Annotated in this window: 10 protein-coding genes; 6 read left to right on the top strand and 4 right to left on the bottom strand. The window is 72.2% G+C overall.

What is annotated here, in order from left to right; translation table 11 throughout:
• The 3 genes from D6689_09260 to D6689_09250 all read left to right on the top strand — a co-directional run.
• A partial coding sequence (locus D6689_09260; GenBank protein RMH42086.1) for an FHA domain-containing protein occupies nucleotides 1–393 on the top strand: 393 nt, incomplete at its 5' end.
• A 108-nt stretch (nucleotides 394–501) separates the two neighbouring features.
• Nucleotides 502–3,015, top strand: a complete 2,514-nt coding sequence (recG, locus tag D6689_09255) for an ATP-dependent DNA helicase RecG (GenBank protein ID RMH42085.1) — start codon at nucleotides 502–504, stop codon at nucleotides 3,013–3,015.
• 82 nt (nucleotides 3,016–3,097) lie between these two features.
• Complete coding sequence (locus tag D6689_09250; GenBank protein ID RMH42084.1) at nucleotides 3,098–4,342, top strand: aspartate kinase; 1,245 nt, start codon at nucleotides 3,098–3,100, stop codon at nucleotides 4,340–4,342.
• A 4-nt stretch (nucleotides 4,343–4,346) separates the two neighbouring features.
• Here D6689_09250 and D6689_09245 read toward each other — a convergent pair whose 3' ends face one another.
• Genes D6689_09245 through D6689_09235 form a run of 3 tightly spaced genes read right to left on the bottom strand, consistent with a single transcriptional unit; the run spans nucleotide 4,347 to nucleotide 8,112 of the window.
• Entirely contained in the window at nucleotides 4,347–5,039 is a 693-nt protein-coding gene (locus tag D6689_09245) for a hypothetical protein (GenBank protein ID RMH42083.1), read from the bottom strand.
• A complete protein-coding gene (locus D6689_09240; protein ID RMH42082.1) occupies nucleotides 5,036–5,869 on the bottom strand; it encodes a pentapeptide repeat-containing protein in 834 nt (277 codons plus the stop codon). Before D6689_09240 ends, D6689_09245 begins: the two co-directional genes overlap by 4 nt.
• Nucleotides 5,815–8,112, bottom strand: a complete 2,298-nt coding sequence (locus tag D6689_09235) for an aconitate hydratase (GenBank protein RMH42081.1) — start codon at nucleotides 8,110–8,112, stop codon at nucleotides 5,815–5,817. Before D6689_09235 ends, D6689_09240 begins: the two co-directional genes overlap by 55 nt.
• A gap of 21 nt (nucleotides 8,113–8,133) precedes the next feature.
• Here D6689_09235 and D6689_09230 point away from each other — a divergent pair, with 21 nt between their 5' ends.
• The gene (locus D6689_09230) at nucleotides 8,134–8,808 is read left to right on the top strand and encodes a hypothetical protein (GenBank protein ID RMH42080.1); all 675 of its coding nucleotides are present in this window, start codon (nucleotides 8,134–8,136) and stop codon (nucleotides 8,806–8,808) included.
• Between the two features lie 13 nt (nucleotides 8,809–8,821).
• On the opposite strand, the gene D6689_09225 is transcribed toward D6689_09230, so the two are convergent.
• Nucleotides 8,822–10,354: a 3,4-dehydroadipyl-CoA semialdehyde dehydrogenase gene (locus D6689_09225; GenBank protein ID RMH42079.1), complete on the bottom strand. Its 1,533-nt coding sequence runs from the start codon at nucleotides 10,352–10,354 to the stop codon at nucleotides 8,822–8,824.
• A gap of 27 nt (nucleotides 10,355–10,381) precedes the next feature.
• Between D6689_09225 and D6689_09220 the strand changes: the two genes are divergently transcribed.
• Nucleotides 10,382–11,452 carry a potassium channel protein gene (locus D6689_09220; GenBank protein ID RMH42078.1) on the top strand — a complete coding sequence of 357 codons (1,071 nt, stop codon included), beginning with the start codon at nucleotides 10,382–10,384 and terminating at the stop codon, nucleotides 11,450–11,452.
• Between the two features lie 49 nt (nucleotides 11,453–11,501).
• On the top strand, nucleotides 11,502–11,690 hold a 189-nt coding region (locus tag D6689_09215; GenBank protein ID RMH42077.1), incomplete at its 3' end, for a hypothetical protein.

The following is an 11,690-nucleotide window of genomic DNA, read 5'->3' as shown; positions in this document are numbered from 1 at the left end:
GCGCCGGCGGGCCGGCCGCCGCCGCCGCCGGTGCAGGCCCCGCGGCGCCCGCCCGCGCCGGCGAGCCGGCCGCCCGCCTACGGCGGCGCCCAGGCGCGCCCCGCCGCGGCGCCGACGCTGTATCTGATCTTCAACAACCAGCGCTACCCGGTGTTGAAGGATCAGTTCATCATCGGGCGCGGGTCCAAGACCTCCGACCTGGCGATCAAAGACGGGAACATCTCTCGCAAACACGCCGCCGTCATCCGCCGCAACGGCACCTATTACATCAAGGACCTCGGGTCGACCAACGGGATCGACTACAAGGGGATGCGCATCGACAACAAGCGCATCGACGAGGGCGACGTGTTCCACCTGTGCGACTACGAGCTGCGGTTCACCTACCGCGAGTAGGCGCGCGAGGCTGAGCCGGCTCGCGCGAGCCGCCCGGCACCGCGCGTCGGGGGCCGGATCGCCCGGGCCGCGCGGCGGCGTCAGCGGCGTGCAGTACCATGCCGGGCGATGACGGAGCTCCACCGCCGGGTCGAGGCGCTGCGCGCGCCGCTGCAAGTCGCCGCCCGCGATCAGTTCGCCGGGCTTGCGAACGTGCGCGACCTCGGGGCCACGTTGCGCGCGGCGGTCGATCGACTGGTCCCGGTCGCTCCCGAGGAGCGGCGCGGCCCCCTGCTGACGTGGCGGCGGCGGCTCGACGGGTTCGAGCGCCTCGACCGGGCCGAGCAGTCGGTCGAGGTGGCGCGCGGCCTGCGCCTGTGCCAGGTGCTCGCGGGTCCGGCGCCGGCGCGGCGCGGCGCGGCGGCGAACGCCGGTCGCGCGCCGTCGCGGCGGGCGGCGGCGACCGCCCGCGCCGGGGAAGACGACGGCGCCGGCCGGCGCACCGGCGCCCGCGCGGCGGCCGGCGCGATTGCGGCCGCTCCGGTCGCGCCGGCCGCGGTCGGGCCGCTCGATCGTCCGGTGACCGACCTGCCGGGCATCGGGCCGAAACTGGCCGCCGCGCTCGCCGAGCGGTCGATCGAGACCGTCGAGGATCTGGTGTGGCTCGTCCCGCGCCGGTACGACGACGTGCGCCGCGCGATACCGCTCGAGGAGGCGGTCGCGCGCGTCGGCGAGCGGGTGACGACGGCCGGCGACGTGGCCGCCGCGCGGTTCCTGCGCCGGGGGCCGCGGCGATGGGTGGAAGTGCGGTTGGCCGACGGCCGCGCGCGGCTCGTCGTCCGCTGGTTTCACGCGCACGCGGGCATGGTCAAGCGGTTCCCGCGCGGCGCGCGGGTGGCGGTATCCGGCGTCGTGCGCGCGCGGGCCGGCGCGATCGAGATGGCCAACCCGGACGTGCTCGGCGCAGGGCCGGGCATCCTTCCGCGCTACGGCGCACTGCCCGGGGTGCCGCCGGCCACCTTGCGCAAGGCGTGCTGGGCCGCCGTCGAGCGCGCGCGCGATCACATCGTCGACGGCGTACCCGCCGACGTCGCGGCGCGCGCGGGGCTGGCGCCGCTCGCCGACGCGCTGCTGTCGCTGCACGCTCCGCCCGAAGATTTGCCGGTGGACGCGGTCGACGCGCTCAACGCCGGCACCAGCCCGTGGCACCGGCGCCTCGCGTTCGACGACCTGTTCTTCTTGGGCCTCGCCGTGGCGCGCCGCCGCCGCCGGCAGCGGTCGTTCGAGGCCGTGCCGTGTCCGATCCCGCCGGCGCGCGATGCCGCGCTGTCGCGCGCGCTGCCGTTTGCGCTCACCGCCGCGCAACGGCGGGCGATCGACGCGATCGGCGCGGATCTCGCGCGGTCGGTCCCGATGAACCGGCTGCTCCAGGGCGACGTCGGTTCGGGCAAGACGGCGGTGGCGTTCGCGGCCGCACACCAGGTCATCGCTGCCGGGCGCCAGGTCGCGCTGATGGCGCCGACCGAGCTTCTGGCCGAGCAGCACGCGGCGGCGCTCGCCCCGTGGTGCGACGCGCTCGGCATTCGGCTCGCGCTGCTCACGGCGTCGACGCCGCGCGGCGTGCGCGCGTCGACGCTCGGGTTGCTCGAGGCCGGCCGCGTCGATCTGGCCGTCGGCACGCACGCGCTCATCGCCGACGGCGTGCGCTTTGCCGGCCTCGGCCTGGCGATCGTTGACGAGCAGCACCGGTTCGGCGTCGCGCAGCGGCTGCGCCTGCGCGGCAAGGGCGACGCGAGCGCACCGCACCTGCTCGTGATGACCGCGACGCCGATTCCGCGGACGCTCGCGCTCACCGCCTACGGCGACCTGGACGTGACCACGATCGACGAGCTGCCGCCGGGGCGGACGCCGCCGCAGACGCGCGTGCTGTCCGGCAAGGCGGGCCGGCGGGCAGCGCTCGCCGAGCTGCGCCGGTGCATCGCGGCCGGCGGGCGGGCGTACGTGGTGTGTCCGCTCGTCGAGCCGTCGGACGCGGCGGATCGCGCCGCGGCCACGGCCGTGGCGGCGGAGCTGGCCGGCGCGCTGGCGCCGGCGCGCGTCGGGCTGGTTCACGGGCGGATGGCGCAGCCCGAGCGCGACGCGGCGATGGCCGCGTTTCGCGCGGGGGACATCGACGTGCTCGTCGCGACCACGGTGATCGAGGTCGGCGTCGATGTGCCGGAGGCGACTCTCATGGTCGTGGAGGACGCGGACGCGTTCGGGCTGGCGCAGCTGCACCAGTTGCGCGGTCGCGTCGGCCGGGGCGGCGGGGCGTCGCAGTGCCTGCTGGTGACGCGGGGAGGCCACACGTCCGACGGGGCCCAGCGGCTCGCCGTGATGGCGCAGACGACCGACGGGTTTCGCATCGCCGAGGCGGATCTGCGCATGCGCGGGCCGGGCGAGCTGTTCGGTGCGCGTCAGGCCGGGCTGCCGAAGCTGCGATTCGGCGACCTCCAGCGCCACGCGGAGCTGCTCGCGCTCGCGCGCGACGAGGCCGAACGGTTGATCGCGCGCGACCCGGACCTCGCGCGCCATCCGGTCACGCGCGCGGTGCTCGACGCGCGCACCGCCGGCGCGCCGATCTACGGCGCCGAGTCGGGATAGGCGCGCGTGTGAGCCGCGTTCGCACCGCCGGCGAGAGGGCCGTGTTGACAGCGCGCCCGATTCGCGGCGACCCTGGCGCAGGGTGCTGATCGTTCAGAAATACGGCGGTACGTCGGTCGCCAACCTCGATCGGATTCGCGCGGTCGCCGAAAGGTGCTTGCGCGTGCAACGAGAAGGTCACGACGTGGCGGTCGTCGTGTCGGCGATGGCGGGAGAAACCAACCGGCTACTTCAGCTCGCGTCGCATTTCCATCCCGACCCGAACGATCGCGAAGTCGACGTGATCGTGTCGACCGGCGAGCAGATCAGCTGCGCGCTCGTCGCGCTGGCGATTCGGTCGCTCGGGGGCAACGCGCAGTCGTTCCTCGGCTACCAGGTTCGCATCCAGACCGACAGCGCGCACGCTCGGGCGCGGATTCGGTCGATCGATCCCGAGCCGTTCCGCGCGGCGTTCGCCAAGGGGCGTATCGCGGTGATCGCCGGCTTTCAGGGCATCGACGAGTACGGCGACATCACCACGCTCGGCCGCGGTGGCTCGGACACGACCGGCGTCGCCATCGCGGCGGCTCTCGGCGCCGACGTGTGCGAGATCCTCACGGACGTCGAAGGCGTCTACACCGCCGATCCGCGGATCGTGCCGACCGCCCGCAAGATCGACCGCATCAGCTACGAGGAAATGCTCGAACTGTCGTCAGCCGGCGCCAAGGTGCTGCAAATCCGATCGGTCGAGATGGGCATGAAATACAACGTGCCGATCCACGTTCGCAGTAGCTTCACCGACGCGCCGGGGACGTTCGTCGTGCCGGAGGAGGAGTTCATGGAACACGTCGTCGTCGCCGGGGTCACCGTCAACCGCGACGAGGCCAAGATCACCGTGCGGGGCGTGCCGGACCACCCAGGCGTCGCCAACCGCATCTTTTCGCCGCTCGCGCGCGAGGGGATCGTGGTCGACATGATCATCCAGAACGTGTCCGACAGCGGCCATACGGACATGACGTTCACCGTGCCCAAGGGCGATCGCCAGCGCGCGCTCGACATCCTGCGGGCCGAGTGTGGCGATCTGTGCGGCGACGGCGCCGGGCTCGCGTGGGACGACGACATCGCCAAGGTGTCCGTGGTCGGCGTCGGCATGCGGTCGCACGCCGGTGTCGCGCAAAAGATGTTCGAGCTGCTCGCCAAAGAGAACATCAACATCCAGATGATCTCGACTTCCGAGATCAAGATCTCGGTCGTGATCTCGGCGCGCTATGCCGAGTTGGCGCTGCGGGCGCTCCACGACGGCTTCGACCTGCACAAGCCGATCGAGGAACGCCAGCAGCTCGCGTGACGCGTTACTCGGGAATCGGCGCGACGTTTGCCGGGCTGTTCGGATCGTCGTCGAGGTGGGGCAAAAGCAGGCTCAACTCGCGGGTGACGAGACGTGCCCGGTGGCGCAGGAAGTCGGGAGAATGGCTGCCGTCGACGAACGCGATGAGGCAGGCGCCCACCCAGAACGCGAACGCGCACAGATCGTCGCGCAGTACCGCGACGTGAGACGTCTGGCCCGCATGGCGGCGCGCTTCGGCCTCGATCTGCTTGAGCGCGAACGGGATGCGTTCGGCCTGGTACTCGGTGAGCGGCACGGCCGACGTGACCACTTTGGAGCGGACGGTGACGGCGGCGTTGACCACGCCGTGGGACGCTGCGAACGCTTGCAGGTAGGCGACGATGCGATCGACGACGCGAGAGGGCGAGGGCGCCGCCGTCCGCGTGACAGAAACCGCCGGCAATGCGTCGCACATCCACCGGCGCTGGCACGCGCGGACCGCGCGCACGCACCGCTCCACGGCCGCGCGCGCGTCCGCATCCGGCAGGCGGCCCGGCGGCAACCGGACGGCGAGGTGGGCGCCGCCGCCCAGCGGTGCGCGCATCGCGTCGTCGTGTTCGTCGTCGTCGGCCGCCGGGACGATCGCCGCGGCGGATGCGCGCGCATCGGCGACGAGGTCTGCGAGGATGGCGCGCAGCTCCTGGTCGATATCGATCACGCCCCGTCCTCGCCGCGCGTGACTTCGCGGTCGCCGACGTAGATGCGGCGCCAGCGCGCGGCGGTGAGGTCGGCGGCCGCCGGCGCCGGGTGCGGCTCGCGCACCGACAGGGCCGATCGCAGCGGGCTGCCGTCGTCGCCGACGGCGTCGTCGCCGAACCGCGCCCCGTCGAGATCGGCGCCGTCGAGGTGAGCGCCGGTGAGATCCGCCGCGCGCAGGTCGGCGCCCGCGAGCGTCGCGCCGCGCAGGTCCGCGCCGCGCAGGTCCGCCAGCCACAGGATGGCACCCGATAAGTCGGCGCGGACCAGACTCGCTTCCCGCAGCTCGGCGCTCTCGAGGAGCGCACCGCACAGGCGCGCGTCGTCGAGCACCGCGCGGTTGAGTTCGGCGCGGTTCATGATGGCGTTGCGGAACGATGCGCGGTGCAGTTTGGCGTCGTCGAACACCGCTTCCGTGAGGTCGGCTTCGTCGAAGTTCGCGGTGCGCGCATCCACGTCGCCGGCTTCGGTCCAGCTGAAGTTGGCGCGAATGCACCAGGCGCCCTGAAGGGTCGCGTAGCGCAGCATCGTCTTGCGCAGATCCGCTGCCGCCAAATTCGCGCCGCGCAGGATCGCGTCGGACAAATCGATGCGCGTGAGGCGAGCGCCGACCAGGTTGGCGTGATTCAGGTCGAGTTTGGCCAGGCGCTGCGTCTTGCGCGTGGCGGCCTGTGCGCCGACGCCGGCGAGCGTGACGAACAGCCGCTGCGCGGAGTTGAGCCTGTGCCAGCTCCAGCTCACTTGCGATTGCGCGCCGCGATGCAGTTGAGTGCCGAGCCAGCGCGGAACCACTCGATCTGTTCGGCCGAGAGGGTGTGTCGGGTCTCGAACCGATCCCGGGTACCGTCGGCGTGGACCAACTCGACCTCGACCGGCTTGTCCGGTGCGAGGCCCGCGAGGCCGAGCACGCTGACGCGATCGTCCTCCTGCACCTTGTCGTAGTCGGCCGGGTCGACGAAGGTCAGCGGCAGGACGCCCTGCTTCTTGAGGTTCGTCTCGTGGATGCGCGCGAAGCTGCGCACGATGACGGCGGCCGCGCCGAGGTGACGCGGCGACATCGCCGCGTGTTCGCGGCTGGATCCTTCGCCGTAGTTCGAGTCTCCCACGACCACCCAGCGTTTGCCGGCGGCCTTGTAGGCGCGCGCGACCTCGTGGACCGCCCCATACTCGCCGGTGAGTAGGTTCTTGGTGCGGCCGGTCTCGCCGGTGAACGCGTTGACCGCGCCGGAGAACATGTTGTTCGAGATGTTGTCGAGGTGGCCGCGGTACTTGAGCCACTTGCCGGCCGGCGAGATGTGGTCGGTCGTGCACTTCCCCTTCGCCTTGAGCAGCAGGGGCAGCTCGATGAAGTCGTTGCCGTCCCACGGCGGGAACGGCTCGAGCAGTTGCAAGCGATCGCTGGCCGGGTCGACCTTGACGACGACCTGGCTGCCGTCGGCCGGCGGCGGCACGAAGCCGCTCTCTTCGAACACGAACCCTTGCGGGGGCAACTCGGGGGCCTCGGGCGCCTCGAACACGACTTGGCCGCCGTCGGGCGCCGGCAGCGCCTCGCGCGTCGGGTCGAAGCTGAGCTTGCCGGCGAACGCGAGCGCGGTGACGATCTCGGGGCTGCCGATGAACGCCAGCGTCGTCTTGTTGCCGTCGTTGCGGCCGCGGAAGTTGCGGTTGTACGACGTGACGATCGTGTTCTGCTCGCCCTCTTTGGCGTCGAGTCGGCGCCACTGGCCGATGCACGGCCCGCACGCGTTGGCCAACACGGTGCCGCCGACCGCTTGCAACTCGTCCATCAGGCCGTCGCGCCGGATCGTCGCGTCGATCTGGTCCGATCCCGGCGTCACCAGAAATGGCGTCTTGGCCGTGAGACCCGCCGCCTTGGCCTGGCGCGCGATGTGCGCCGACCGGCCGATGTCCTCGTACGACGAGTTCGTGCAGCTGCCGATCAGCGCGACGCGGATGTCGTCGGGGTAGCCCTCGGCGGCCACCGCCTCCTTCATCTTCGAGATCGGCCGGGCCAGGTCGGGCGTGTGCGGGCCGACCAGGTGCGGTTCGAGGGTCGACAGGTCGATCTCGATGACCTCGTCGTAGTAGCGCTCCGGATCGCGCTCGACCTCCGGGTCGGCGCGCAGGTGCTCGGCGTACTGGTTGGCGAGGTCGGCGACTGCTTCGCGGCGGGTCGCGCGCAGGTACGCCTCCATCCGCTCGTCGTACGGAAACACCGAGGTGGTCGCGCCGAGTTCGGCGCCCATGTTCGTGATGGTCGCCTTGCCGGTGCAGCTGATCGACCGGGTGCCCTCGCCGAAATACTCAATGATCTTGTTCGTCCCGCCCGCAACGGTCAGGATGCCGAGCAGCTTGAGGATGACGTCCTTGGGCGCCGTCCACCCTCGCAGCTCCCCGGTGAGGTGGACGCCGACGAGCTTCGGCGCCTTGACCTCCCACGGCATGCCGGCCATCACGTCGACCGCGTCCGCGCCGCCGACGCCGATCGCGAGCATGCCCAGGCCGCCGCCGTTGGGGGTGTGCGAGTCGGTGCCGATGATGAGGGCGCCGGGGAACGCGTAGTTTTCGAGCACGACCTGGTGGATGATGCCGGCGCCCGGCTTCCAGAAGCCGATGCCGTAGCGCTGCGACACGGTCGCGAGAAACTCGTAGACCTCGTGGTTTTCGTCGAGCGCGCGCAGCAGGTCGTCCTTGGCGCCGTTTTGCGCGCGGACCAGGTGGTCGCAGTGGACGGTGGTCGGCACCGCGACCTTGTCGCGGCCGGCGTTCATGAACTGCAAAAGCGCCATCTGCGCGGTGGCGTCCTGCATGGCCACCCGATCCGGGGCCAGGTCCAGGTAGCTGTCGCCGCGCTCCCACGGCTGGTCGACGGGCGTGAGGTGGGCCGCGATGATCTTTTCCGCGAGGGTCACCGGGCGCCCGAAGCGCTCGCGGGCGTGGGCCACGCGCTCGGGGAAACGGGCGTAAAGATTGCGAATTGCGGTCAGCTCGGCTTCGGTCACGGCGATTTCTCCTGGCGACGGTTCGCGAACCATATAGCATGAGTGGCAGCGAAGATGGGCGGCTGCACCGAGTGCGCATCCAAAGGAGCATGTGACGACCGCAAGGGAGCCATGCTCGACGGCGTGCGGGCGGCGCTCGACCGGGTGTACCCCAGTCGGACCTGGGGGCAACCGGACGACGCGGCGCGCTACCGCGCGGGCGTGTGCGAACACGACGGCGAGGCGCTCGCCGACGAGCTCGCAGTGGCGCTGTCGGCGTCGACCCTGTACGTGCCGGGCGGCGACGAGGCGTACTGCGATTTCATCTACGTGCAGTGCGTCGGCCGCGAGCCCAATCTCGCGCAGGTGGTCTACGCCGGCGTGCCGCTGCCCGACGAACTCGACGGCGGCGCCGACGAGCTGTACCTGCGGGTGTGCCTGTCGTCGATGGCGCCCCTGGCCGCCGTGCAGCAGACCGCGCTGACCCTGATGCGGGACGCCGGCGGCGCGGCGATCGTCGAACGCCCGCGGCCGGGAGTGTACGACCCGCCGCTGCTGCCGCGGATGCAGCGGCTCGTCGCGATCCTGCCGGCGTACGGCATCGCCCACGTCGACTTCGGCGAGATCTGTGCGCCGCCGCCCGGGTTCGACGCCGGCGACTACCCGGCCCGCTACGGCGGCGAGCCGCTGGTGGTCAACTACCTGTTTTACCCCGAGCCGCCGACGACGGTGGTCACGACACCGGTGTAGCGGGGCGCCGCGGTCACAGCGGCAGCGCCGACAGCAGCGCCTTGTCGCCCTCGATCGCGGTGCGCTGCATGTAGAAGTGCAACCCGCGCTCGCCGCCGAGTTCCTCGCCGCCGCCGGCGCGCCCGGGGCCACCGTGCACCAGCTGCGGGAGGACCGTGCCCGGGCCGGGCGACTGGCCGGCGATCTTGCGCGAGCCGACGAACACGCGGCCGTGGTCGGCGGCGATGTCGAGGACGACGTCGGCCAGGAACGCGCGGTCGTCCGAGTAGACCGACGCGACGAGGCCGCCGCCGCCGAGCCGCACGAGCGCCGCGGCGGCCGCGGCGGTGCCGTCGTAGGGGGCGATCGTCGCGACCGGGCCGAACACCTCGTGGGCGTGCAGCGCGCGGGCGGACGCGGGGTCGTCGGTCCGCCGCAGGGTCAGCGGGACGAAGTAGCCGGGGCCGTCCGGGGCGGCGCCGGTGAACACTTCGGAGGTCTCGGCGGCCAGCCGATCGATGCCGGCGCGGACGTCGGCGAGCTGCTGCGCGGTGGCGACGGGACCCATGCGGACGCCGTCGTCGGCGGGGTTGCCGACGCGGATGTCGGCGAGCCGCTCGGCGAGCCGCTCGGCGAGCGCGTCGAGCCGGTCGGCCGGGACGAACGCGCGGCGGATCGCGGTGCACTTCTGGCCGGCCTTTTGCGACATGTCGCGCACCACGTCCGCGACGAACAGGTCCTCGGTCTCCGAGCCCGGTTCGACGTCGGGCCCGAGGACGGCCGCGTTGAGGCTGTCGGCCTCGACGTTGACGCGCGTGCTGCGCTCGACCGCACACCGCATGGCGCGCAGGGCGGCGGCCGTGCCGCTGGACCCGGTGAAGGCGACCACGTCCTGGCCGCCGAGGTGGTCGAGCAGGTCGCCCGCACCGCCGCACACGAACTGCAGCGCGCCGTCGGGAAGCGCCCCGGCCTCGACGAACATCTGCATCAGCCGCCACGACACCAGCGCCGTGGCCGTCGCCGGCTTCGTGATCACCGGCATGCCGGCGAGCAGTGCGCAGGCGGCCTTCTCGGCGAGGCCCCAGGCGGGGAAGTTGAACGCGTTGATATGGACCGCGACGCCGCGGCGGGACGTCCACACGTGCCGGCCGTGCAGCCGCGGCGATCGGCCGAGCTGCACGCCGTCGCCGTCGGCGAGGGCGCGCGCGTCGCCGAGCTGCGCGCCGAGCCGGGCGTACGCCGCGAGGGTCGCGCTCGCACCGTCGATGTCGAACTTGGCGTCGCTGCGGGTATTGCCGCCGTTTTCGATCGCGAGCGCGATGAGCTGTTCGCGGCCCGCGTGGATCACGTCGGCGAGCCGTTGCAGCAGGGCGCCGCGCTCGGCGAAGGTCATGGCGCGCAGGGCGGGGCCGCCGCGGTCGCGCGCGTAGGCGACCGCGCCGGCGAAGTCGACTCCGCCGGTCGACGCGTGCGCCAGCGGCTCGGCGGTCGCGGGGTTGACGAGGGTGGCGGCGGGGCCATCGCCTTCGCACCAGGTCCCTTTGATGTAGCTCGCGAGTGTCTTCATCGGGCGCCTGTCATACCATCTCGGGCGATGGACGTGGGGAAAGCGGCCGCCGCCGGGCTCGGTGACCACGTCGCCCGGCGGCTGATTCCGCCCACCGTCGCGCTCGTGGTCGTGGTCGCCCTGGGCACGCTCGGCTACCACGCGATCGGCGGCGGGCGGTGGACGCTGCTCGACTGCGCGTACATGACCGTCATCACGCTCACGACGGTCGGCTACCGGGAGGCGCTCCCCGGCTTCGACGAGGTGCCGTACGCCCGCGAGTTCACGATGGCTTACCTCGTGTTCGGCATGGGCGTGTTTCTGTATTTCGCGTCGTCGGTGACGGCGCTGATCATCGAGGGCGACCTCAAGCGCGCCGTGCAGCGCCGGCGCATGAACAAGCGGATTCGAGCCATGAAGAACCACTACGTCGTGTGCGGATGCGGGTCGACCGGCCGGCATGTCATGGAGGAGCTGATGGTCGCGGGCAAGCAGGCGGTCGTCATCGACCGCGACGCGGAACGGCTCGCCGAGATCGCGGCCCAGCACCAGGAGGGCGCGTTCGACTACGTCGTCGGCGACGCAACCGAGGACGAGGTGCTCGAACGCGCGAACATCGCGGAGGCGGCCGGCGTCGTCGCCGCGCTCGCCGACGACAAGGACAACCTGTACCTGACGGTCGCCGTGCGTTCGGTCAACCCGAACGCGCGCATCGTCGCGCGCGGCAGCGATCTCGGCGTGCTGGACAAGCTGCGGCGCGCCGGCGCGCATGCGGTCGTGTCCCCGAACTACATCGGCGGCATGCGGATGGTGTCCGAGTTGGTGCGCCCGCACGTGGTTCGGTTCCTCGACGAGATGCTGCGCGACACCAATCGCAACGTGCGAATCGAGGAGGTGCCGGTTCCGCCGGGTTCGCCCGTGATCGGCATGCGGCTGGGGGAAGCGCGGTTCCGCAGCGAGTTGGATGTCGGCGTCGTCGCGGTCCTCAACGCCGTCGGGGACGAGTACACCTACAATCCGGGCGCCGATTTCGAGATCGGCGAGCGCATGACCCTGGTCGTCCTCGGGCCGATGTCCGGGATTCGCGCGCTGCGCGAGCGCGTCGCGCCGCCGGGGTAGCCGGGGCGGCTTCGCGCGTTTTCCCGCCGCGTGATACATAAGGAGGTCGATGTCGTCGGTGAAGACGTGGCTGCTCGGCGGCTCGGCGGTGGCCGTGCTCGCGGCGCTCGTGCTGCTCGCGCTCGAAGTGCGCTCGGCCGCGCCGCCCGCGACCGTGCCGGTGCCGCGGGAGCCGGCCGAGGCGGCGCGTGCGGAGCCGGCGCCGGATCGCCCGCGGCCGGCGCTACCGCCGCCGCCG

It is taken from the genome of Deltaproteobacteria bacterium (genome assembly GCA_003696105.1).
Classification (GTDB): Bacteria; Myxococcota_A; Polyangia; order Haliangiales; family J016; genus J016.
This window is presented reverse-complemented; position numbering and strand designations above follow the sequence as displayed.

Bases quoted from the DNA above. Each gene is read 5' to 3' on its own strand.
- recG (RMH42085.1), top strand. From the start codon at position 502: ATGACGGAGCTCCACCGCCGGGTCGAGGCGCTGCGCGCGCCGCTGCAA.
- D6689_09225 (RMH42079.1), bottom strand. From the start codon at position 10,354: ATGAAGACACTCGCGAGCTACATCAAAGGGACCTGGTGCGAAGGCGAT.
- D6689_09235 (RMH42081.1), bottom strand. From the start codon at position 8,112: ATGGTTCGCGAACCGTCGCCAGGAGAAATCGCCGTGACCGAAGCCGAG.
- D6689_09220 (RMH42078.1), top strand. From the start codon at position 10,382: ATGGACGTGGGGAAAGCGGCCGCCGCCGGGCTCGGTGACCACGTCGCC.
- D6689_09230 (RMH42080.1), top strand. From the start codon at position 8,134: ATGGGCGGCTGCACCGAGTGCGCATCCAAAGGAGCATGTGACGACCGC.